The organism is Pseudomonas sp. GP01-A4 (assembly GCF_058780865.1).
The window spans coordinates 11,216-32,841 of sequence record NZ_JBYSWF010000036.1 but is presented as its reverse complement, the minus strand read 5'-3'; the positions used below and the strand labels follow the sequence as shown (position 1 = coordinate 32,841).

The window sequence follows — 21,626 nt, the reverse complement described above, 5'->3', positions numbered from 1 at the left end:
CATCGCGCCGGTTTGGCCCTGATAGCGGAGCCGGCCGGCGTGATCACGCCAAAGCATCTGTCATCGCGGAATTATCCGCTGCCGCGCCCCGGGAAATCCCCATGCAGCGTCTATTCCTGCTGCTGGGCCAGCGTCTTGCGCCGTTGTGCGGCCTCTCTAGAATCGGCCCCAGAACTTACTCATTTCCTGTCGATTACGGAGTTTCGAAGATGATGAACGCCATGCAGATGCCAATGAACAACGCGATGCCGATGATGCCGATGATGGGCATGCCGATGATGATGGCAACCATGACCTGCAAGATGACCGACGAGGCCATGATGTGCACCATGAAGCCGGCCGCGGGCATGGACATGGCGATGTTCAAGAATAACGCCGAAATGATGGCGATGATGATGAACTGCGGCATGCCGATGATGATGCAGTGCGCCAACATGTCGATGATGTGCATGTCTGAAGACGGCATGGCGATGATGAACAGCATGTCGACCATGAACATGCCGATGATGATGCCGATGGGCATGCCTATGCCGATGATGAAGTGCGTCATGGAATGCAAGATGGAAGCCGACTGCATGACCTGCAAGATGATGCCGATGCCTGGCATGAGCATGGACATGATGAACAACTGCTGCATGCTGATGATGAAGATGATGAACGACTGCGCCATGCCGATGATGATGAGCTGCAACGGCATGCCGATGATGTGCTGCACCTGCTGATTCGTTTGGCGTGAAATCAAAAAGCCCCGGCGTGTGCCGGGGCTTTTTGCGTTTCAGTCCAGGCGTTCCGGGTAGGTGATCACCAGGAACGCCACCGCCTCACTGTCTGCGGGGTTGCGGTAGCGGTGGGGCTGGTCGGCGTAGAACAGGATCGAATCACCGGTGGACAGCAGGTAGCGTTCCTCGTTGACGCTGACTTCCAGCACGCCCTGGGCCACCACCAGGTTTTCCTGGATGCCGGGCCCGTGACCTTCTGAAATCTCCTCGCCGAGGGCCTTCAGGCGTATCTCGTAGAACTCCGACTGGCGCGCCATATCGTAGGGAAACAGCGCCCGGCTGATGAAGCTGCCATCGGCACTCACCAGGCGTTTGCTTTGTTGCGCCGGCAGCAGTTCAACCCCTTCGAACGCACGGTTCTCCAGGAACGCCGCCACCGACACTTTCAAGCCTTTGGCGATCTTGCACAGCACCTTGATCGACGGCACGCTGCGCCCGGACTCGATCTGCGCAAGCATCGCCCGGCTTACGCCGCAGTTGCGCGCCAGGGCATCCAGCGACAGGTAGCGTTTACTGCGCAGGCGCTGCAGGTTCTGCGCGACGCACTGGCCGATGGCGTCATCGTCGCCGCTGTTGCAGTCCTTGGATTTGGTGGGGAGGTCGGGCACTTCGGGTATCGCGTGCAGGAAATTCATCGCCTCACGCCCGGCGGGTATCGCTGGACGTGGTGACGTGTGCGGTAAACAGCGCGACCCCGGCCCGTGCCGCATACATCGCCCACATCAGTTCAGCCGCTGCGCGAGCCTGGCGGCGTTTGCGGTGGAGGGTGAAATCGATGACAGTGGCGGATGTTTGCATGACGTAAATCTCTGGGGACTCAATGGCTCTACAGTAATCGGTGCCGCTTATTTCCATAAATACTGAGTTTGCATTTGGTAATTCTATTTTGGACTTAACGCCGATGGGGGCCTGTGCGTTCATCAATGGTGACCCGCCGCGCTTCACGGGCTTCCCACCACAGACCTTGTGCCGGACCGAGCCCGTCGCAAAAACGAATTCCAAGGATTTACCCCCATGCCCCCCGCGTTTCCGTTCACCTCCCGAAAAGCCTGGCCCTTGCTGGGCTTTGGCGCCGCCCTGAGCTTCAGCCCGGCCACCCAGGCCGAAGACACGCTGCAACTGGCCCCCGTCGAAGTCAGCAGCGCCGAACTCAGCGCCGACGAACTGGCCGAGGTCCAGCTCAAGAGCGTGCCCGGCGCTACCAACTACATCGACATGGGCAGCGTCGATCAGGGGCGGGTGAGCACCAACGAGGACGTATTCAAGTACCAGGCCGGTGTTTATGCCAAGGCGGCAAACAACGAAGGGGTGAAGCTTTCGATCCGTGGCTCGGGTATCAACCGGGGCCCGGGCGCCCACGCTTCCGGCCTGTATGAAACCTTCGACGGCCTGCCACTGACCGGCCCGGGTGGCACGCCCTACGAACTCAAGGACCCGTTGTGGCTCAGCCGCGTTGAAGTGCTGCGTGGCGCCAACGGTTTTGACCAGGGCGCATTGGCCCTGGGTGGGGCAGTCAATTACGTGACCCACACCGGCTACGACGCGCCCAGGCTGCAAGTACGCTACGAAGCCGGCAGCCATGGCTACGGCCAGCGAGAGATCAGCTCGGGCCAGGTGCTGGGGGATGCCGACTACTACATCAGCCTCACCGACTCGCAATACGACGGTTTCCAGAACCACAGCGCCGGCAGCGGCAAGGGCATCGCGGCCAACTTCGGCTACCGCTTCAACCCCGACCTGGAAACCCGCTTCTACTTTCGCTACCGCGAAACCGACAACGATTCCCCCGGCAAACTGACCCGCGACCAGATCAGCCACGACCCGCGCGCCGCCGCCAGCCTCAACGTGGCGCGAGACTCGAAACGCACGCAACCGGGCTCGACCTGGATCGCCAACAAAACCACCCTGCACCTGGACGACAACGCCCGGGTCGAGGTCGGGCTGGCGTATCACGATTATCCGATGGACCTGCGCGAGGGCACCAACCGTCTCAAGGTTGCCTACACCGACGTCAGCGGCACCCTGAATTACATCCGCCAGGACACATTGTTCGGGCGTGACAGCAAGACCACCCTCGGCCTGCGCACCACCCAGGCGATGCCGAACAACGGCGGCTCGGAATTCGTGCGGATCCCCACCGGCAATACGGCGGGCTACGCGCCCGGCACCAGGACCCGCGACTACAGCTACCTGGGTTCGGACACCGTGCTGCATATCGGCAATGACCTGGAACTGCTGCCGGACCTGTGGCTGACCACCGGGCTGGCGGCGATCTACACCCGTCGTGAAACCGAAGTCAGCTACCCGCAGACCCACACACCCGTCAGCCAGCACGATTGGGATTACGCGCCAAGGGTTGGCCTGCGCTACGACTTCAGCCCCCAATTGCAGGTGTACGGCAACCTGAGTCGCTCGGTGGAACCGCCTCATGCGTGGTCGATGATCTGGGGTTCCAACAAGTACTTCCCCGTGGGCAGCGGCCCGGCCAGCGGTTTGCAACGTGAAGGGGTGAAGCTGAAAAACCAGACCGCCACCACCCTGGAAGTCGGCGGTCGCGGTGAAGCGTGGTTCGGTCAGTGGGACCTGGCGCTGTACCGCTCCGAGGTGCGCCACGAACTGCTCAGCGTCGAAACCCAGGCCGCGACGTCCACCACGTCCGCAATAATCGCCGAATCCAACGCCAGCCCAACCGTGCACCAAGGCCTGGAGCTGAGCCTGATCAGCCCGCTGTGGGACGGTGGCCGCACGGGCCAGCTCGCCCTGCGCCAGGCCTACACCTACAGCGACTTCCACTACCGCAACGACGACCGCTTCAGCGACAACACCTTGCCCGGCATCCCCAGGCACTACTACCAGGCGCAATTGCGCTACAGCCACCCTAGCGGTTTCTACACCAGCCTCAATGGCGAACATTCATCGCGGGTCGCGGTGGACTACGCCAACTCCTACTACGCGGCGGCCTACACACTGCTCGGCGCGACGCTCGGGTACGACGCGCCGAAGCACGACTGGCAAGCCTGGGTCGACCTGCGCAACCTGACCAACCGGCGTTACGCGAACACGGTCACGCCGGGTTATGACGACAAGGGGCTGGACGTGGCGCGGTCGACGCCGGGGGATGGCATGGGGGTTTACACCGGGGTTTCCTGGAGCTGGCGTTAATCCGTAAAGTGTTTGATGTTGGCAGTGGGTGATTGCGGGCAAAGCGTACGTTCAGCGAACGAAGGCTGCATGCACCAGGCGCTGCAGCTGCGTTCGCTCCCACAGGCTCATCAGATCGAGCGGATTGGTGCCGTAACGTTGCCAGGTGTCCAGTGAACCTTGCCTGTTATCCGGTGCAATACAGCGCAGGCAGCACTCCAGAGCCGTCCCGCAGGTTGACAGCGTGACCTGCCAGCCGTCGATGTCGACAACCATTTGCTCGTCGCTGGAGCTGACGGGTTTCAGCGTTCGAACCTCTAATGCCACGTCCTTGAGCAGTTGATAGGCCTCGCGGGTAGAGACCGTGTTGGCGAAGGTTGTCATGCGTGATGTCCTTGTATGAGTCGCAGAAGTGTCGCGTGCGCACTGGTCGCTTTCAAGGTGGGCACAGCAAGTCGCAGATTCGTTGCAAGCCATCACTCCATCCTTGCTCCCCCTTCGTTTTACTGTCATCGTTCGCGCAATTGGTAATCTTTCTTGTTTGAGAAATTTTTGCGCATGCATGACTTTCCTGTAGCTGATGGTGATACAACCCGTCGCCAGCAGACCATCACCACCCTCTACAGCGACCATCATTCCTGGTTGCACGGTTGGCTGCGCAAGAAACTCGGCTGCTCGCAACATGCCGCCGACCTGGCCCACGACGCGTTTATCCGCATCCTGCTGCTGGCCGATCCCCATACCATCAAGGAACCCCGCGCCTTCCTGGCCACCACGGCGGGGCGCTTGATGATCGATGGCGCGCGTCGGCGGCGCATCGAAAAGGCCTACATGGAAGCCCTGGCGATCCAGAGCGAAGATGCCGGCATGCCGGACCCGGCGGCGATTCATGTGGCACTGCAGGCCCTGGAACGCATTGCCGAAATGCTCATCGGCCTGCCCGCCAAGGCCCGCGAGGCATTCCTGCTCAGTCGCCTCGACGGGCTGACCTACAGCGAAATCGCCGAACAACTGCAGGTGTCTTCCAGCACCGTGAAGAACTACATCTCCAGTGCGTTGGTGCATTGCTATCACACCCTGCACGGGGCGGACCCGCTGTCGTGAGTTCCGAGCAGATCATCAGTGAAGCCGCCCGCTGGCTGACGTTGTTGCACGACGACCACGTGACCGAGGCCGACCGCGCGGCCTTCGAGAAATGGTGCCAGGCCGATCCACGGCATGCCGTCGCCATCGAGCGCATGCGCAGCCTGTGGGGCAGCCTCGACGAGTTGCCCGCCGCCCCGGCGCGCATGGCCCTGAACCGTGCATTTGCCCCACAGAAAACAAGGTTTGCCGCCCGTAGCACCCAGGCCGTCGCGCTGTTGGGTGTGTTGCTGTGCGGCTGGGCCGGGATTGAGCGCCTGCCGGTGTGGATGGCCGACCAACGCACCAGCGTGGGCGAACGGCGCCAGGTGGCACTGACCGACGGCAGCCAGGTGCAGCTCAACAGCAACTCGGCACTGGACGTGAAGTTTGACGGCCACCAACGGGTGATCGAACTGTTGCAGGGCGAGATGTGGGTCGAGGTGGCCAAGGACGCGCAACGGCCGTTCGTGGTGCACACCGACCAGGGCACGGCCACGGCGTTGGGCACGCGGTTCCTGGTGCGCAAGGCCGAGGATGGCGCGACCGTGGTCACCGTGATCGAGTCCACCGTGGCCGTCAAAGGCACCGTTGCGGGCGACGTGAAAGTGCCGGCGGGGCAGAAGTCCACGCTCCAGGACGGCCGTGCCCGCACCCCACAACCCATCGGCAACGCCGACCCGGACGCCTGGACCCGTGGTTTGCTCAAGGTCGACGACCAGCCCCTGAGCGAGGTCCTGCAAACCCTCGCCGGTTACCGCCATGGGCTGGTGCGCTTTGATCCGCAGGCGCTGCAAGGGATGCGCGTGTCCGGGGTATTCAAGCTCGACGACACCGGCGCGGCCCTGGCGTCACTGGCAGATAACCTGCCGATCAAGGTGGAGTACTTCACCGATTTGGTGGTGGTGATCAAGCCGCTGTAAAAAGTCTGAATAAAAACTGCTCTCATTCATACCCGATTTTCCGACATGGCCGTCATGACTAATAGAACCCCCATTTCCCAGGACTTCTCATGTCGCGCCTTGCTCGTCCTTTACAGCCATTGACCCTTTCAGTGGCGATGGCGTTTGCCGCCGTACCCCTGCTGACCGTTCAAGCGTCCTACGCGGCTGAAAGCGCTGCGTTCTCCATTCCCGCCGGTGACCTGAGCCAGGCCCTCAACAGCCTCGCCGAACAGGCGGGCCTGGTATTGGCCTTTGATTCGAGCCTGACCCGTGGCAAACACAGCAATGGCCTGAACGGGCAATACAATACCGACGCCGCCCTGGCCCAAGTGTTGGCCGGCAGCGGCCTGCAAGCCCTGAAGATCGCCGACGACCGCTACCGTCTCGAAGCCATCCCGCACACCGATGGCGCCATGGAGTTGCAGGCCACCACCATCAGCGGCGCGTACCAGTCGGAAAGCCCCACCGGCCCGGTGTCTGGCTACGTGGCCACCCGCAGCCTGTCGGGCACCAAGACCGACACCGCACTGATCGAAACCCCGCAGTCGATCTCCGTGGTCACCAAAGACCAGATGCGCGCGCAGAACGCCGAGAGCCTCAACCAGATCCTGCGCTACAGCGCTGCCGTGATCCCGGAAACCCGTGGCTCCACCGCCTCGCGTCTCGACCAGTTGACCATCCGTGGCTTCACCCCGGCGACCTACCTCGACGGCCTGCGCATGCCGTCGAGCCGGGATGCCTTGCCGCAAAAAGACGCCTTCGACCTGGAGCGCGTCGAAGTGCTGCGCGGGCCGGCGTCGGTGCTGTACGGGCAGGGCACCCCCAGCGGCGTGATCAACATGGTCAGCAAACGCCCGCTGGACACGCCGTTCCATGAAGTCGGCGTCGAGTACGGGACCTTCAACAAGAAGCGCACGACCTTTGACTTGAGTGGCCCGCTGGACGACCAAGGCGTTTATTCCTACCGCGTTGCCGGCCTGTTCGACGATGCCGACGGGCAGATCGACCACACCGAAACCCGGCGTCAATCCCTGTCCAGCGCCTTCACCTGGCGCCCGGACGAGAATACCTCGCTGACCTTGCTCGGGCACTTCCAGAAGGACCCCAAGGGCGCGTCCTACGGCTCGATGCCAGCCTGGGGCTCGGTGCTGCACAGCCCGACGGGGCGCAAGATCGACGTGGATTTCTACGACGGCGAAAAAAGCTTCGAGAAGAGTGACCGCGAGTATTACTCCATCGGCTACGCCTTCGAGCATCACTTCAACGATGTCTGGACCGTGCGCCAGAATGCGCGCTACCTGCGCAGCGAAGGGCAATACCGCAGCCTCTACAGCAACTACCTGGAGAGCGATTACCGCACCATCCGCCGCTCGACCATCGCCAGCGACGTGAATATCGACGCCTATGCCCTCGACAACCAGTTGCAGGCCAAATTCGACACCGGGCCGTTGCAGCACACCGTGCTGATGGGCGCCGATTACCAGAACACCAGCACCGACACCAAGTCGGGCAACGGCGTGTACACCGCAGGGCCTACGCTGGATATTTTCGACCCGGTCTACGGCGCGGCCGTGCCGGTACCGGCGTACACCAGCGACGCCACCTCGCGCAGCGAGCAAACCGGGGTGTACCTGCAAGAGCAGATGAAGTGGGACAAATGGGTGCTGTTGATGGGCGGGCGTTATGACTGGGCCAGCACCGACAACAGTACCCTGGCGATGACCACCCAGAAAAAGACCAAGTCGTCCCAGGACAGCAAGGCCTTCACCGGCCGCCTGGGCCTGGTCTACCTGTTCGATAACGGCCTGGCGCCGTATGTCAGCTACTCGGAATCGTTCCAGCCGCAATCCGGCACGGGCTACGGCGGTTCGACGTTCCAGCCGACCGAGGGCAAGCAGACGGAAATCGGCATCAAGTACCAGCCGCCGGGCAGCAACAGCTTCATCACGGCTGCCATTTTCGACCTGCGCCAGACCAACGTACCGACGCTGGACCCGGACGCTTCCCACCTGTGCAACGGCTCGCGTTGCCAGATTCAGGACGGTGAAGTGCAATCCCGCGGGTTTGAACTGGAAGGCAAGGCCAGCCTGAACGACAACCTGGATATCACTGCGGCCTATGCCTACCTGGATAACCGCATCAGCAAATCCAACAACACCGTGCGTTATGCGCCCATCAGCGACATCGGTGTCGGCCCGGCCATTGCGGCCGAAGGCACCACCACCTACGCGGTGCCGCGTCATACCGCGTCGGCCTGGGCGGATTACACCCTGCACGACGGCACGCTGAAGGGCTTCGGCGTGGGGGCCGGTGCGCGCTATGTCGGTTCTTCCTGGGGCGATACCGCCAACACCCTGAAGGTGCCCGGTTACACCCTGTTTGATGCAGCGGTGCACTACGACATCCCGCACATCAATCGTCAGGGTGACAACCTGCGCCTGGCGGTAAACGCCACCAACCTGGCGAATAAAGAGTACGTCGCGTCCTGCTATTCCTACTCGTGGTGCTGGTATGGCTCGCAGCGTACCGTGCAGGCCAGCGCGACCTATCAGTGGTAAACACCCACCTACTGTAGGAGCGAGCTTGCTCGCGAAGAACCTGAGAGCAGCGCGCTAAGCCAGGCACGCTGCGTTATCGTTAACGATTTTCGCGAGCAAGCTCGCTCCTACAGTGATCGTCGTTATTTTTAGGAGGATGGCCTTTTAACATCGCCGCCCACTCTTTATCATCCGCCCCCAGCAACTCCGGCCATGGAGACGCTCCATTCACTAAGGAAGTCGTAATGCACATTGGAAAAATGCTGGGGTTGGCCCTGATCACGTTGTCGATGGGCGGCTGCGCCAGCTTCACGAAAGACGAAGTAGCACCCGTCACGCTGCCGTCGAAGGCCAGCTACGCCAACAAACCGAACGTCTACGTAGACTTCAAGTTCTACCAGGGCGAGCCGACAAATGCCGCCGCGGCCGAAGTCCCACAAGCGCGTGAGATGCTCAAGCCACAGCTGCAGAAAGTCCTGACTGACTCCGGCCTGTTTGGTCGCGTGACCCTGGATGAATTCCAGAAGCAGCCAGGCGATTACAGCCTGCGCCTGAAGGTCTACAACCATCCACCGGGTGGCGGCCAACTGGTACTGGCCTTTATCAGCGGCTTTACCTTCACCATCATTCCGGCGCTGGGGACTGATCAGTACACCATGAAGCTGGAATCGGTGGACGCACAAGGCCAGGCACTGAGCACCGGCTCCAACCACGACTCGATCAATACCTGGATGGGCATCTGGTTCATCCCGTTGATGGCCAATACGCCGAAAGACGCGGTGACCGATACCTTCACCCGCCAGGTCAATGCCCTGCTCAAGCAAATGGTCGACGGTAATAACCTGAAGTATTCGGCGCTGGATGCCGGCGTGCCACGGGCGTGACACGTAACTGAACGTTTGAAACAGCTGCGAGGGCAGGGTGGCCGATCCTCGCAGCCCAGGCCTTACTTAAGCGCCTTGATGAACAACGGGTCGCTGTACAGCGACTTGAGCAAATCCCGCACCATCGGGTTGTAGGCGTTGGCGGCATTCGGGATCGCAATGAACCCGAAGAACGAACTGGGCCAGGTGTGATTCACTTCCTTGGTCGCGTCGTACACCACGTCATTGCCCTTGAGCAGGGTAAACCGCGCGGCCAGGGTGCCGTTGCCGGAGCCCATGCCTGCCGACAGCGAATTCTTCACCACCAGCACTTGCAGATGACGTTCTGCTTGCGGGTTCAGCAGGCCTGCCAGTTGCAGTTCCTGGGTGATTGCAGCCTGGATATGCGCCGGGATGCTGCCACTGGGCGAGCGGATCGGGTTGGCACGTACAGACAACGAGCCTTCGCCCGATGCGGCCGTCACCTGGGCATTGCTGACGGGTTGCAGCGGCGCTGCTTGCTTGAGGACCTGGACGTTATCGAAGTTCGGCTCGTATTGCGTCATGGTGACGCCGCAGCCTTGCAACAGCAGTGCGAGCAATGGGGTCAACAGTAGAAGCTTTTTCACGGCGTTTCCTTGCGTGAGTGTGGGAGAGCGCCGCGATTATCGTCAGGCAATGGGCCATCGGCAACCAATAGTGGCAAAATGCCTGAGTGGCAGCGCTGTTACTTGGTTCGGTTTCAGGTCGGAAAATTCATCGAGAAGGCAATTTGCTGGCCCCTTTGTAACAAAATTCTCGCCAAAATCACTTTTATTTTCAGGTGGTTAGGCGGGATGCAAATGCGCAATGTTGGAATCATGCTGATCGCCTGTTCCCTGGCGGGTGGGGCGGTTTCGGTTGAGGCACGGGAGCTGCGGGACAACGACAAGTACATGTGCAGTTGGGGGGCTGGCACCGCCGCCCGGGCCCAGGAATTGAAGCTGTCGGGCGTCTCGCTGTACGCCGCGCGGCAGAAGCTGAAGACCTACCAGTTCAAGAAACCCTGGATGCACATGATGGCCATGGGCATCACCGAACAGACCTACGACAGCCGTTCGCGGGTCAAGCCCGAGGTGATTCGCCAGAGTTTTTATCAGGACTGTTTGCGCTACAAGCTGGCGCGTAAATAACCCTTATTTATCCAGCAGCAATTGGAGCCTTGAGAACGACTGGTCGTAGTTGGGCTCCCACGGAAAGCGCCCTTGTTTGTCCGGCCAGATCATTTGCAACGCAGGGAAATCAGCTTTGATCGAGGCGTAGAACCAGCCGGCATAACCGAGGTACTCGCGGTAGTGCCTGCGGTCTACAGGAATGAAGGCGATGCGCATGCCTTCGGCAATATCGTCATAGGGCTTGTAGGTTTCATAGGCGGCTTTTGCACCGGCAAAGCGGATCGCGGCGATGTTCAGCAACTGCTGGGCAATCTGCGGGGGCAGCCCGAATACGATGATTTCCGGTTGGCCGAAGTTGGCGTAGAACCCCAGGGAGTAGGCGAACGAAGGCTCACCGTCTTCAGCCCGCACATGCACATGGTGCCAGCCGATCTTCTTGATATCCGCCAACACCTTCTCGTCATATTCCGAATCTGCCTTGGGCAACTGGAATCCCGGAAGCGGGGCCTTGGCTGAAGTGTTCATCGAGAACAATGAGGCGGCGAAGAGGGCGACGGCGCGAATGATGTTCATCAGAGTCCTTTCTGCGGGATCAGGGGTTGAAAGCGCGATGAGGCTAGCAGTGTTGGGTTCGCTCGGCAAAGTGACCGATGCACCGCCCAGTACAAAATCTGCGTAAGCCTGTCCAACTTCGCCCCGGAGCCCGTCCGCATACTGGCCCCAGGTAATCGAAGAGGCACATGCCATGACCCGCTACGTCATCACTCCCAACGAAACCCCGTCCCTCGCCATCCACGGCGACGACGCCCGCTTCCCGCTACGCCGGGTGTTCTGTGTCGGGCGCAACTACAGCGAACATGCCCGCGAAATGGGCCACGACCCTGACCGCGAGCCGCCGTTCTTTTTCATGAAGCCAGCTGATGCCGTGGTGCCCGCCGAGGGCGTGATCGCCTATCCGCCGCTGACCGCCGATCTGCACCATGAAGTCGAGTTGGTGGTGGCCATCGGCAAGGGCGGGGTGGACATTGCCCCGGAAGATGCCCTCACGCATATCTGGGGTTACGGCCTGGGCATCGACCTGACTCGCCGCGACCTCCAGGCCCAGGCGAAAAAGGCTTCGCGGCCATGGGAGTGGGCCAAGGCCTTCGATGAGTCGGCACCCTGCACGGCGTTGCAGCCGGTGAGTGCCGTCGGCCACCCGGGCACTGGGCGAATCTGGCTCAAGGTGAATGGCGAGCAACGTCAAGTGGGCGATCTGGCAGACCAGATCTGGTCGGTCAGTGAGGTGATCAGCCACGCGTCCAAATCCGTGGCGCTGAAAGCCGGCGACTTGATCTTTACCGGCACCCCGGCGGGCGTCGGCGCCTTGCAACCGGGCGATGTGGTGACCGCCGGCATCGACGGCCTGGCCGAGCTGAGCTTCACCCTCGGCCAGGGTTGACGCTACAGTGGTGCCCAGGCCCCCCGAGAAACGCGTATGCCCGGCACCCGCATCACCACCTATGGCATGGAACAACGCAGCGACCGCTCCGACTTCTACATCCGCGACAAGCGGGGCAGGGCGGCGCTGACCAGTCCCCATCGCCACGAATATTTCCAGATCCAGATCAACCTGGGTGGCGACACCGTGCAGCACATCGGCGGTGCGGTGCGCCCGTTCCCGAAAAAGGCCCTGGCCTTTATCCTGCCCCATCGCCTGCACGTGATTCCCCATCCCGAAGACGGCGACTTCATGCTGATCAATTTCAGCCAGGGCTTTTTCCTGCCGCAACTGACCTGCGACCCGCTGGACCTGGAAGACATCCCCATCGGCCAGGCGCCGGAGCTGTCGCCGTTCCGCTTCCAGGAGCAGTTGGACTTCATCCTCGACGACGCGGCCTTCGAAGAAGTCAAAGCCTGGCTGGAACACATGCGCACCCTGGACGCCCACCGCAGCTTCGGCGCCCGGGAGCGGCTCAAGGGTTACCTGTTCCAGTTGATCGGGCTGGTGTGCCAGCAGTACGCCGAACCGCTCCAGGCGTTCGCCGCCAACAACGCCACCCGGCGTGGGCGCAAGGATGCCCTGGCCCGGGTGCAAGGCTACATCCGCGAGCATTTGCACGAGCCGTCGCTGAACCTGACGGATGCCGCGGCGGCGGCGTTCCTGTCGCCCAACTACCTGACCCACCTGTTGCGCAAGGAAACCGGCAAACCCTTCTCCCAGTTGGTGCTCGACCGGCGCATGCAACTGGCGCGCACGCTGCTGCTCAACAGCCCGCAGATGATCGGCGCGATTGCGCACCGTTGCGGGTTTACCGACGAGGCGTATTTTTCCCGGTGTTTCCGCAAGGCCCACGGGCTGGCGCCGGGGCAGTTCAGGCGGCGTGAGCAGGATTAACGCGCAATCCGGCTGACTGTTTTACAAATCCACCACAACCGATGTGTTTCAATTTACATACAATTGAGCGTCTCATCGGGAGGCGGTGCACATGGGTTCGGTTATACGGTTGGCAACTCCGGGCGATATCAATGCCATTTTCGACATTCGCACCGCCGTGGTGCAGAACCACTTAAGCCGCGAGCAGATGGCTGAGCTGGGCATTACCCCGCAAGTCGTCGCCGACAGCATGCGCGAGGCGCCTTGCGTATGGCTTGCCGAACTGGACGGCAGGCCTGTCGCGTTTGCAATGGTTGATCTTGCCGAAGGCGAGGTGTTCGCCCTGTTTGTATTGCCGTCTCACGAGAACCTTGGGTTGGGCCGCCAATTGATGGCAGTGGCCGAGGCCGCGCTGTTCGAGCACCACGACACGCTCTTCCTGATCACGGATGGGCGGGATCAGATCCGTGCCAACGGTTTTTACCAGCGGCTTGGCTGGGCAGTGGTCGACACGGCCGAGGGCGACGATGTTCGCTATCAGAAACACAAGGTGCAATGAGTGTATGAGTGAGCTGGAACCCCCTCAATCCAACGCCTTGCGCTATTTTGGCGTCGGCGTTCTATGTGTCGCGGTGTTGTTGGGGACTTATTTCGTTCGGCTCAATGCCCAGGTCGACCGGCAGCGGGAAGAGGCGGCGGAGCGCCTGGCGTTATGCCGTCAGGCAGCCAGTGTTTCGCGCGCCACGCCCCAGGACGAACTTGTGTTGGTGGATCCGTGCAAACACCTGTATCAGCACTATTTAAAGAAGCCCACGCACTTTTAATCAATAACCTTATTTTTATCGCGGAATTAAACAGCGAAGTTTGTTTAACGATGCGCTGTTATTGCACCAAAAAGTGGCATTTCCAATAATCGGATCCATTAAAAAAGTGTGGTTATTGAATGACTTAGCGCTGTTTTAATCCGACGAAAGGTTGAAAATTATCTTGTTACAAGTTTTCCCGCTGGGTAATATAGCCGGGCGTTCACCTCCCACGGTTTATGCATTTTTAAATCCCAAGTTTCCATCAGCTACTTGGGATTTTTTTTGCCCGCGATTTGAGCGTTGTATCAATCCTCTACGTCGGCAAACTCTGCGCGCATCCGCCCATTGCGCTTGGCCTGGTACAGCAATTTGTCGACGGCTTCGACAAAGGCCAGCGCCGCGCCGCCCGGCGTTACCGTGCAAGTGCCTACGCCCAGGCTCAGTGTCAGCAGGTCCGACACCGCCGAGTGCTCATGCGCGATCTGCTGCTGGCGGATCAAGTGCAGGCAGCGTTCGGCCACGCGCCGTGCCGACTCGGCATCGGTTTCCGGCAGCAACCACACAAACTCCTCGCCGCCGATGCGCGCAATGAAGTCCCGTGGCCGGTTGGCCGCCTGCGACAGCGTGCGTGCCACCTGGCGCAGGCATTCGTCGCCCTTGATATGCCCGTAGAGGTCGTTGTACTGCTTGAAATAGTCGATATCCAACAGGATCAACGACAGCGGCAATTGGCTGCGCTGGGCGCTGGTCCATTCCCGCGCCAGCACGGTGTCGAACATGCGCCGGTTGGCGATGCCGGTGAGGCCGTCCTGGAACGAATACTCCTCCAGCTGCTTCTGCAGGCGAATCAGGTGTTCTTCGGTCTTCTTGCGCTCGCTGATGTCGAACATGAAGCCGATCAGCGCCTGCACCTCGCCGTCCTTGCGCTCCACGTGCACCACGTCGCGAATCCACACGTACTCACCGCTGGCGGTCAGCGCCCGGTAATCGGCTTCGTGGTCGACCCCGGCCCGGGACTGGGAGACGCAGAAGTTGACCACGTATTCGCGGTCATCCGGGTGCATGCGTTCCACCCAGTCGTCCACGGTGGCCCAGCTCTGTGGCGTCCAGCCCAGCAGCGCCTCGATTTGCGGGCCGATGTAGCTGAAGGTCATGGTCGGCCAGTCGATGCGCCAGGGGATGGCCTTGGTCGATTCCAGCAACGTCTTGTACACAGCACTGTCGGGTTCGATCAAAGGTTCGATACTCATGCGGGGTGCTCTCGGTGTCGGAAAAAACCAGAGCATCTGGCCATCATCGCCAGGAAGCAAGCCCTTCGCGTGGCATCGGATAAGAGGGGGGCTGTGTGGTTTTTCTGGCGTCAGCCGGCCAGCGGTTTTAGCCGAAATGCGCACCAAGTATCACTTTTGAATTAATTCCCGGGCAGTTTGAAAAAGCTCATCTACCCTAGACGGATCACGTCCTCCGAGCCCCGTACAGGGAAGGGTGCCCGCATGATTTCGATCGCCGAGTTTCGCCACATCATGGAGTCGGGCTTCCTGCCCCTCGCCTGTGACTGCTCATTGAACAGCGACGGTTCGCTGCGCATCAACATCTTCGACCCGGCCTCCGGGCGCGTCGACCTGCTGCTGCCCCGTGTGTCGCCCCAGGGTCTGGACAGCATCCGTTCCATCTCAAACCTGATTGGCGAACTGCGCACCGAGATCAAGGCCGGGCGCAGGGGGTTTGCAGCGGTCAGTTAGCGGATCAGGAGATCGCTTGTGCCGTCGGGGTAGTCACTACCCCGTAACCGCGCCAGCAGCAATGCTCGCGGTGCCCCGGCAGGAACACGCAGCCGCCAAGGTTCATGAGCAGGACGGCGGCAACCAGCAGTGAAATTCGACGAGACATGGTGATTTCCTCAAGGTGATGGGCGTCGCCAACCAACAGAACGCGCCTGTCGATTACCAACGGTTAACCCTTGAACGCGGCCACATGGATAATTCCGTCGCGGCCTTTCAACAATTTCATCAACTCCCCGCAAACCCTGGGCAATACTGGCCCTGCCTGCCGTCCTGAGCGGTCGCGATAAAAAGTTCTTTTTGTTGCGACGGATTTTCGGACACCTGCCGTTCAACCCTACAACTGCGATCACTGGCGATCGCCGATGAAGGAGTTGTCATGAGACTTGCACGACCGCTGGCCAAATTACGTTATGCCCTGTTGATCCCGCTGGCACTGGCCGCCCTGGTCAGCACGCCGACCTTTGCCCAGACCGAAGTGATCATCCGCGAAGCGCCACCGCCGATGCGCGTCGAGGCCGTTCCCGTCGAACGCCCTGGCTATGTGTGGGATCGCGGGCACTGGCGCTACGAAGGGCGCGGTTATGCCTGGGTACCGGGCCACTGGCAGCCGGTGATGCGCAACGCCCGTTGGGAACCTGGCCACTGGGAATCGCGCGGCCCCAACTGGTACTGGAGAGAAGGGCACTGGATCCGCTAAGCATTCCGTCAACCTGACCCTTAGCCACCGGACCGAGACTTGCCCTATTGAAAGACACTGATCCGGACGTTGAGCTGTTGGCCCGCATCGGTAACAACGAACCGGCGGCCATCAACGAAATGGTGACGCGCAAACTGCCGCGTTTGCTCGCGCTCGCCAGTCGGATCCTCGGGGATGCCGACGAGGCCAGGGACGTGGCCCAGGAAAGTTTTCTGCGTATCTGGCGCCAGGCTGCAAGCTGGCGCAGTGGCGAAGCGCGTTTCGACACCTGGCTGCACCGCGTGGCACTCAACCTGTGCCACGACCATTTGCGTCGGCGCAAGGAGCGCCCGTTGCGCGATGAGGAGGCGATGAGCGAGGTGGTCGACACAGCGCCTGCGCCCGATGAACAGCTGGAAGCGGCCGCCCGCAGTGAGCACATGGCGGCGGCGTTGGCGTCGCTGCCTGATCGCCAGCGTGAAGCGATTGTGTTGCAGTATTACCAAGAGCTGTCGAATATCGACGCCGCGGCGCTGATGAACATCAGCGTCGAGGCACTGGAGAGCTTGCTGTCACGGGCCCGGCGCAACCTGCGCAGTTACCTTGACGACACACCCGGGCCCGCCCGCCCAGGAAGGGGAAAACCATGACGCCTGAACGATTTGCCCAATTGGCCGAGGCTTACGGCGGCCACTTGCACCGTTGGCCGCGCGCCGAACAGGCCGAGGCCCAGGCCCTGCTGGACGCAGGCGATGCCAGCCTCCTTGAGGTGCTGCATCAGGCGCGATGGCTCGACGGCCAGCTGGACGGCTATCAACTGGCACCCGTCGACCCGGCGCTGGCGCGGCAGATTCGCCAATCGTTTCCCCAGCGCCAGTCCTTCTGGGCGCGCTACGCCGGCTGGCTGTCGCCGGCCGGTTTTGTTGGCGTGGGCATCGCCGGGGTCGCCGCCGGAATCCTGGTGGCGTCGTTGAGCGTGCCGTTGCCCATGCTTGGCCCTGAAGTACTGCCGAGTGTCTTCGACCAGGGCGACGCCGAAGTCGTCTTCACCGTCAACGCCGAGGAAAGCGAGCAATGACCCCGTCACCCAAGTACCTGAAGCCGCTGCTGGTTGTGTCGGTGTTGTTCAACGTGTTTATGATCGGCGGTGTCGGCGGTGGCTTGTACCATTGGTTGGCGAACACCAAGCCCGCCGAGGCGGTGGTTAACCAGCATGGCCTGCGCCAGGCGATGGTCAAGCTGCCGCCGGAACGGCGCAAGGAACTGCGCCAGTTGTTGCGCCAGAACCGCGCCGACAGCCAGCCGCTGGTACTTGCCGGGCGCGAGGCGCGGCTGGACGTGATCAAGCAACTGGAGGCGCCGACTCTCGACCGTGAGGCGTTGGTGACGGATTTGGGCAAGGCCCGGGAGGCGGACATGGCGCTCAGGGCGCTGGTGGACAACACCCTGGCGCAGTTCGCCAGCACCTTGCCCCGGGATGAGCGCCAGCGGTTGGTGGAGGCGTTGTATATGAAGGGGCAGGCGAAGGGCAAGGTCGCCAAGAGCCACTGAAGATCGTTCCCACGCTCTGCGTGGGAATGCCGCCCCGGACGCTCTGCGTCCAGTTGGCGAAGCAAGGTTCAAGTCTTGCGCAGTGGTGACGCGGAGCGTCACGGTATGCGTTCCCACGCAGAGCGTGGGAACGAGCATTAATAACCGAGACGGGCGACGGATTTTCCCGGTTGGCGGCGTTTAACCCGGGTAGGCCCGCCACTCAGGCGAAGGCCAATCTCATTGGGGAACCTTGCCATGTCCCGCCTATTCAAAGCTACGCTGGCCGCCACGTTGATGGCGGCTGCGTTGTCCGGTTGTATTGTCGAGCCTGTTCATCCGCGGCGTCCGCCGCCTTTGGTCGAGGTGGTGCCGGTGGCGCCGGCGCCAGGGTATCAGTGGGTGCGGGGGCACTATCGCTGGGGGAACGGGCAGTGGTTATGGGTGCCTGGGCATTGGCGGTACTGATCCACCACACGTTCAACTGCGACACCGAAACCCTGTGGGTGCTGGCTTGCCTGCGATGGCATCACCGCGGTCTTACTGACAGACCGAGGTGCCTGCATCGCGGGTAAGCCCGGCTCCCACAGGTGATAGGGGCTCTGTCAGGACTTTCCTGAATGTCTCCACCAGCGGCCGCAAGTTGATCCGATGCCACGCCGCCCACAGCGGCGTGGTGTAGGTCAGCCACGGCAGTTCTCGCAGCACAACGCCCGGCGGTGCATTGCGGCTCAAGCCCTTTTGCACCATCGCGATACCTAGCCCCGACGCCACCAATCCCAACGCGGTAAACGGCTCGCTGGCCTCCATCGGAATCTGCGGGGTAAACCCTGCCCGAATGCACGCCGCAACAAAGTCATCCGCCGGGTTTGCACCCGCTTTGCGCTGCACGCCAATCCATTGCTGCTCGGCCAGATGCTCAGGCAGCAACTCGCTGACGCTGGCCAGCGGATGCTGCTCGGGCAGCGCCAGCAGCATCGGATCGTCCAACACTTGCAATGCAATCAGGTCCGGGTCATCCGCCGCCGGTGGTTCACCCACCAGAGCGATATCCAGGCTGCGTTGGCGCAGGCCTTCCAGTTGCTCGATGGAGGGCAGGTTGTACAGGGCGATATGCACGTTCGGCCGCGCGTCACGCAGTACCTTCAGGCCGTTGGGCAGCACCCCCGCGTGCATGGCGTTTTCGATGTAGCCGATGCACAGTCCGCCTTCTTCGCCTTTACCCAATCGCCGGCCCAATGACTCCAGGCGGTTGGCGTGGGTCAGCAGCGCCTTGGTTTCGGCGAGGAACGTCTGGCCGTCGCGGGTCAGGCGGATGCGCTGTTGGCTGCGCTCGAACAGGGTCAGGCCCAAGCGTTCTTCCAATTGGGCAATCTGCCGGCTCAGGGGCGATTGGGAGATGTGCAACCGTTCGGCAGCACGCCCCACGTGTTCTTCTTCAGCGACTACAACGAAGTAGCGCAATTGGCGGAAGTCGATCATGTCAGACCTTAAGGGACTCAAGTTGGTCGCAGTATGTCTTGGACGGTCCGATCTCTGCAATCTACGATCTGCTCAACGGTCAACACAGCGACCTTGAACAATCTTGAGGATTTACCCCATGAGCTTGAAAGACAAACTGCCCGGCGTGCTGGGTTTTGGCACCGCCCCCTTGGGCAACATGTTCCGTGCGATTCCTGAAGAGGAGGCGCAAGCCACCGTTGAAGCAGCCTGGAACCAGGGCGTGCGTTACTTCGACACCGCACCGTTCTACGGCTCGGGCCTCTCGGAAATCCGCCTGGGCCAGGCCCTGTCCAAGTACAACCGTGACGACTATGTGCTCAGCACCAAGGTCGGCCGGGTGATCCTGGATGAAGTGGAAGAAAGCGCCCGCGACCTCGGCGAGAAAAGCGGCGTGTTTGAACATGGCCGGCCGAACAAGATGGTCAACGACTACAGCGCCGATGCCACCCTGCGCTCCATCGAAGACAGCCTCAACCGCCTGCAAACCGACCGCCTCGACATCGTGTGGATTCACGACATCGCCCAGGATTTCTACGGCGATCAATGGCTGGACTACTTCAATCAGGCGCGCACCGGTGCTTTCAAGGTGCTGACCCGCCTGCGTGAAGAAGGCGTGATCAAGGCCTGGGGCCTGGGCGTCAATCGGGTCGAGCCTTGCGAGTTGACCCTGGACCTGGCCGAAGCCCAGCCCGACGGTTTCCTGCTTGCCGGTCGCTACACCTTGCTCGACCATGAACGCGCCTTGCAGCGCTTGATGGATGCAGCCCAGGCGCAGAACGTCGAGATCGTGGTCGGTGGCCCTTACAGCTCCGGGATCCTGGCGGGCGGCGCACATTTTGAGTACCAGAAAGCCAGCCCGGCGATCATCAGCAAGGTCGAGCAGATCAAGGCGATTGCCGCGGCCCATGGCGTGAGTGTGAAAGCCGCTGCACTGCAATTCTCCCTGGCTCACCCGGCAGTGGCCGCAGTGATTCCGGGTGCCAGTCGTCCGGGGCGCATTGCTGAAGACGTCGCGGCGTTGTCAGAGAAGATTCCCGCAGCCTTTTGGCAGGCCCTGCGCGAGGCACGATTGATTTCGGCCCGTGCACCGTTGCCGCTCTAACCACAGGAACGCGAACATGAAAATTGATATCAGTGGCAAAGTCGCAATCGTCAGTGGCAGCACCGCCGGCATAGGCCTGGGCATCAGCCAGGCGCTGGCGCAATCCGGCGCTACGGTGGTGGTGATCGGGCGTGAATCGGGCAAGGTCGACGAGGCGCTGGCGACCATTCGCCAGGCCGTGCCCGGCGCGGATCTGCGTGGGCTGGTGGCGGACCTCGGTACGGCCGAGGGCGCTGAAAAGCTGTTCGCCGCCGAGCCGCGCGCCGACATCCTGGTGAACAACCTCGGGATCTTCAACGACGTCGATTTCTTCGACGCCCCCGACAGCGAGTGGACGCGTTTCTACGAGGTCAACGTGATCTCCGGTGTGCGTTTGTCGCGGCATTACACGCCGGGCATGGTCGAGCAGGGCTGGGGCCGGGTGATCTTTGTGTCGTCGGAATCCGGGGTGGCAACGCCGGCTGACATGATCAATTACGGCGTGACCAAAAGCGCCAACCTGGCGGTGTCCCATGGCTTGGCCAAACGCCTGGCGGGCACCGGGGTGACGGTCAATGCGATCCTGCCGGGGCCGACCTTTACCGATGGCCTGGAGCACATGCTCAAGGACGCCGTGGCCAAGTCCGGGCGCAGTGCGCGGGACGAGGCGGATGTGTTTGTGCGCAATGCGCGGCCGACGTCGATCATCCAGCGCGCAGCGAATGTGGATGAAGTGGCGAATCTGGTGGCGTACATTGCTTCACCGTTGTCCTCTGCCACCACCGGTGCCGCGTTGCGGGTCGACGGCGGTGTTGTCGACAGCATGGCGATCTGATTTTTCTTGAATGGTTTGGAGTGTTAATCGTGGCAAAAGCATCTGCTGTTATTGAAATCCCGGTTTCGGCCGAACAGGTTTGGCAATTGGTCGGCGGCTTCAATTCGCTGCCGGACTGGCTGCCCTTTATCGTCAAGAGCGAGCCGAGTGAAGGCGGGCGCGTGCGTCATCTGCAAACGGCGGATGGTGGTGTGGTGGTGGAACGGTTGCAACGCTTTGATGATGCGGCGCGTACTTACAGTTATTCGATCAGCGAGTCGCCGTTTCCGGTGAGTGAGTATCTGGCGACGTTGAAGGTTGAGGCGCTGGGTGACAGCTCCGCGAAGGTGACCTGGTCGGGCGTGTTTACTCCGGTGGCCGGTGTGACGGATGCGGCGGTGGAGGAGTTGTTTACCGGTGTCTACAGCGGCGGGCTGGATGCGTTGCGGGGTAATTTTCCGGGCTGAATGAAGATCAAATGTGGGAGGGGGGGGGGGGGGGGGGGGGGGGGGGGGGGGGGGGGGGGGGGGGGGGGG

Annotated in this window: 28 protein-coding genes; 19 read left to right on the top strand and 9 right to left on the bottom strand. The window is 61.5% G+C overall.

Annotation, left to right across the window (positions count from 1 at the left end):
* Positions 1-193: 193 nt before the first annotated feature.
* From AC3WKX_RS20115 to AC3WKX_RS20105, 3 genes are read right to left on the bottom strand one after another with little or no spacing between them, the layout of a single operon-like run.
* The gene (locus tag AC3WKX_RS20115; RefSeq protein ID WP_043225000.1) at positions 194-715 is read right to left on the bottom strand and encodes a hypothetical protein; all 522 of its coding nucleotides are present in this window, start codon (positions 713-715) and stop codon (positions 194-196) included.
* 60 nt (positions 716-775) lie between these two features.
* On the bottom strand, positions 776-1,414 hold the full coding sequence (locus tag AC3WKX_RS20110; protein WP_102605587.1) for a helix-turn-helix domain-containing protein: 639 nt from the start codon (positions 1,412-1,414) through the stop codon (positions 776-778).
* A gap of 4 nt (positions 1,415-1,418) precedes the next feature.
* Positions 1,419-1,577, bottom strand: coding sequence for a hypothetical protein (locus tag AC3WKX_RS20105; protein WP_003219684.1), 159 nt, complete (start codon positions 1,575-1,577; stop codon positions 1,419-1,421).
* A gap of 216 nt (positions 1,578-1,793) precedes the next feature.
* On the opposite strand from AC3WKX_RS20105, the gene AC3WKX_RS20100 reads away from it, so the two are divergent.
* Positions 1,794-3,941 carry a TonB-dependent receptor family protein gene (locus AC3WKX_RS20100; protein ID WP_102605589.1) on the top strand — a complete coding sequence of 716 codons (2,148 nt, stop codon included), beginning with the start codon at positions 1,794-1,796 and terminating at the stop codon, positions 3,939-3,941.
* Positions 3,942-3,992: 51 nt separating this feature from the next.
* On the opposite strand, the gene AC3WKX_RS20095 is transcribed toward AC3WKX_RS20100, so the two are convergent.
* The gene (locus AC3WKX_RS20095; RefSeq protein ID WP_102605590.1) at positions 3,993-4,304 is read right to left on the bottom strand and encodes a DUF7693 family protein; all 312 of its coding nucleotides are present in this window, start codon (positions 4,302-4,304) and stop codon (positions 3,993-3,995) included.
* A 174-nt stretch (positions 4,305-4,478) separates the two neighbouring features.
* Here AC3WKX_RS20095 and AC3WKX_RS20090 point away from each other — a divergent pair, with 174 nt between their 5' ends.
* From AC3WKX_RS20090 to AC3WKX_RS20075, 4 genes are all read left to right on the top strand, one after another.
* A complete protein-coding gene (locus AC3WKX_RS20090; RefSeq protein ID WP_102605591.1) occupies positions 4,479-5,024 on the top strand; it encodes a sigma-70 family RNA polymerase sigma factor in 546 nt (181 codons plus the stop codon).
* The gene (locus AC3WKX_RS20085) at positions 5,021-5,965 is read left to right on the top strand and encodes a FecR family protein (RefSeq protein WP_102605592.1); all 945 of its coding nucleotides are present in this window, start codon (positions 5,021-5,023) and stop codon (positions 5,963-5,965) included. Before AC3WKX_RS20090 ends, AC3WKX_RS20085 begins: the two co-directional genes overlap by 4 nt.
* 89 nt (positions 5,966-6,054) lie before the next feature.
* The gene (locus tag AC3WKX_RS20080) at positions 6,055-8,544 is read left to right on the top strand and encodes a TonB-dependent siderophore receptor (RefSeq protein ID WP_102605593.1); all 2,490 of its coding nucleotides are present in this window, start codon (positions 6,055-6,057) and stop codon (positions 8,542-8,544) included.
* 224 nt (positions 8,545-8,768) lie between these two features.
* The gene (locus AC3WKX_RS20075) at positions 8,769-9,407 is read left to right on the top strand and encodes a hypothetical protein (RefSeq protein WP_003219694.1); all 639 of its coding nucleotides are present in this window, start codon (positions 8,769-8,771) and stop codon (positions 9,405-9,407) included.
* Between the two features lie 62 nt (positions 9,408-9,469).
* On the opposite strand, the gene AC3WKX_RS20070 is transcribed toward AC3WKX_RS20075, so the two are convergent.
* The gene (locus AC3WKX_RS20070; protein ID WP_003219695.1) at positions 9,470-10,015 is read right to left on the bottom strand and encodes a hypothetical protein; all 546 of its coding nucleotides are present in this window, start codon (positions 10,013-10,015) and stop codon (positions 9,470-9,472) included.
* A 213-nt stretch (positions 10,016-10,228) separates the two neighbouring features.
* Here AC3WKX_RS20070 and AC3WKX_RS20065 point away from each other — a divergent pair, with 213 nt between their 5' ends.
* Complete coding sequence (locus AC3WKX_RS20065; RefSeq protein ID WP_023658946.1) at positions 10,229-10,558, top strand: hypothetical protein; 330 nt, start codon at positions 10,229-10,231, stop codon at positions 10,556-10,558.
* 3 nt (positions 10,559-10,561) lie between these two features.
* Here the strand turns inward: AC3WKX_RS20065 and AC3WKX_RS20060 are convergent, their stop codons facing one another.
* Positions 10,562-11,113 carry a DUF4262 domain-containing protein gene (locus AC3WKX_RS20060; RefSeq protein ID WP_102605594.1) on the bottom strand — a complete coding sequence of 184 codons (552 nt, stop codon included), beginning with the start codon at positions 11,111-11,113 and terminating at the stop codon, positions 10,562-10,564.
* Between the two features lie 172 nt (positions 11,114-11,285).
* Here AC3WKX_RS20060 and AC3WKX_RS20055 point away from each other — a divergent pair, with 172 nt between their 5' ends.
* From AC3WKX_RS20055 to AC3WKX_RS20040, 4 genes are all read left to right on the top strand, one after another.
* Positions 11,286-11,981, top strand: a complete 696-nt coding sequence (locus AC3WKX_RS20055; RefSeq protein ID WP_003219698.1) for a fumarylacetoacetate hydrolase family protein — start codon at positions 11,286-11,288, stop codon at positions 11,979-11,981.
* 36 nt (positions 11,982-12,017) lie between these two features.
* Positions 12,018-12,917 carry a helix-turn-helix transcriptional regulator gene (locus AC3WKX_RS20050; RefSeq protein ID WP_102605595.1) on the top strand — a complete coding sequence of 300 codons (900 nt, stop codon included), beginning with the start codon at positions 12,018-12,020 and terminating at the stop codon, positions 12,915-12,917.
* A gap of 91 nt (positions 12,918-13,008) precedes the next feature.
* Positions 13,009-13,455 (top strand): GNAT family N-acetyltransferase, encoded by a 447-nt coding sequence (locus tag AC3WKX_RS20045; RefSeq protein ID WP_003219700.1) that lies wholly within the window; start codon positions 13,009-13,011, stop codon positions 13,453-13,455.
* A gap of 4 nt (positions 13,456-13,459) precedes the next feature.
* Positions 13,460-13,720, top strand: coding sequence for a hypothetical protein (locus AC3WKX_RS20040; RefSeq protein ID WP_003219703.1), 261 nt, complete (start codon positions 13,460-13,462; stop codon positions 13,718-13,720).
* A gap of 287 nt (positions 13,721-14,007) precedes the next feature.
* On the opposite strand, the gene AC3WKX_RS20035 is transcribed toward AC3WKX_RS20040, so the two are convergent.
* Entirely contained in the window at positions 14,008-14,952 is a 945-nt protein-coding gene (locus tag AC3WKX_RS20035) for a sensor domain-containing diguanylate cyclase (protein WP_003219704.1), read from the bottom strand.
* Positions 14,953-15,195: 243 nt separating this feature from the next.
* Between AC3WKX_RS20035 and AC3WKX_RS20030 the strand changes: the two genes are divergently transcribed.
* Entirely contained in the window at positions 15,196-15,444 is a 249-nt protein-coding gene (locus tag AC3WKX_RS20030; RefSeq protein WP_008435982.1) for a DUF1652 domain-containing protein, read from the top strand.
* A 4-nt stretch (positions 15,445-15,448) separates the two neighbouring features.
* Here the strand turns inward: AC3WKX_RS20030 and AC3WKX_RS20025 are convergent, their stop codons facing one another.
* The gene (locus AC3WKX_RS20025; RefSeq protein WP_166742173.1) at positions 15,449-15,592 is read right to left on the bottom strand and encodes a hypothetical protein; all 144 of its coding nucleotides are present in this window, start codon (positions 15,590-15,592) and stop codon (positions 15,449-15,451) included.
* 270 nt (positions 15,593-15,862) lie between these two features.
* Between AC3WKX_RS20025 and AC3WKX_RS20020 the strand changes: the two genes are divergently transcribed.
* From AC3WKX_RS20020 to AC3WKX_RS20000, 5 genes are all read left to right on the top strand, one after another.
* On the top strand, positions 15,863-16,183 hold the full coding sequence (locus AC3WKX_RS20020) for a YXWGXW repeat-containing protein (protein ID WP_003219711.1): 321 nt from the start codon (positions 15,863-15,865) through the stop codon (positions 16,181-16,183).
* Between the two features lie 47 nt (positions 16,184-16,230).
* The gene (locus AC3WKX_RS20015; protein ID WP_102607490.1) at positions 16,231-16,812 is read left to right on the top strand and encodes an RNA polymerase sigma factor; all 582 of its coding nucleotides are present in this window, start codon (positions 16,231-16,233) and stop codon (positions 16,810-16,812) included.
* Positions 16,809-17,240 carry a hypothetical protein gene (locus AC3WKX_RS20010; protein ID WP_003219715.1) on the top strand — a complete coding sequence of 144 codons (432 nt, stop codon included), beginning with the start codon at positions 16,809-16,811 and terminating at the stop codon, positions 17,238-17,240. Before AC3WKX_RS20015 ends, AC3WKX_RS20010 begins: the two co-directional genes overlap by 4 nt.
* The gene (locus tag AC3WKX_RS20005) at positions 17,237-17,713 is read left to right on the top strand and encodes a periplasmic heavy metal sensor (protein WP_102606347.1); all 477 of its coding nucleotides are present in this window, start codon (positions 17,237-17,239) and stop codon (positions 17,711-17,713) included. The genes AC3WKX_RS20010 and AC3WKX_RS20005 overlap by 4 nt, the downstream gene beginning before the upstream one ends.
* A gap of 237 nt (positions 17,714-17,950) precedes the next feature.
* Positions 17,951-18,160: a YXWGXW repeat-containing protein gene (locus AC3WKX_RS20000; protein WP_080673247.1), complete on the top strand. Its 210-nt coding sequence runs from the start codon at positions 17,951-17,953 to the stop codon at positions 18,158-18,160.
* Positions 18,161-18,232: 72 nt separating this feature from the next.
* Here the strand turns inward: AC3WKX_RS20000 and AC3WKX_RS19995 are convergent, their stop codons facing one another.
* Positions 18,233-19,174, bottom strand: coding sequence for a LysR substrate-binding domain-containing protein (locus AC3WKX_RS19995; protein ID WP_102606346.1), 942 nt, complete (start codon positions 19,172-19,174; stop codon positions 18,233-18,235).
* Positions 19,175-19,292: 118 nt separating this feature from the next.
* On the opposite strand from AC3WKX_RS19995, the gene AC3WKX_RS19990 reads away from it, so the two are divergent.
* The 3 genes from AC3WKX_RS19990 to AC3WKX_RS19980 are packed head-to-tail and all read left to right on the top strand — an operon-like array spanning position 19,293 to position 21,557.
* On the top strand, positions 19,293-20,297 hold the full coding sequence (locus AC3WKX_RS19990) for an aldo/keto reductase (protein ID WP_003219721.1): 1,005 nt from the start codon (positions 19,293-19,295) through the stop codon (positions 20,295-20,297).
* A 16-nt stretch (positions 20,298-20,313) separates the two neighbouring features.
* A complete protein-coding gene (locus tag AC3WKX_RS19985) occupies positions 20,314-21,111 on the top strand; it encodes an SDR family NAD(P)-dependent oxidoreductase (RefSeq protein ID WP_003219722.1) in 798 nt (265 codons plus the stop codon).
* Between the two features lie 29 nt (positions 21,112-21,140).
* Complete coding sequence (locus AC3WKX_RS19980; RefSeq protein ID WP_087694116.1) at positions 21,141-21,557, top strand: SRPBCC family protein; 417 nt, start codon at positions 21,141-21,143, stop codon at positions 21,555-21,557.
* Positions 21,558-21,626 lie beyond the last annotated feature (69 nt).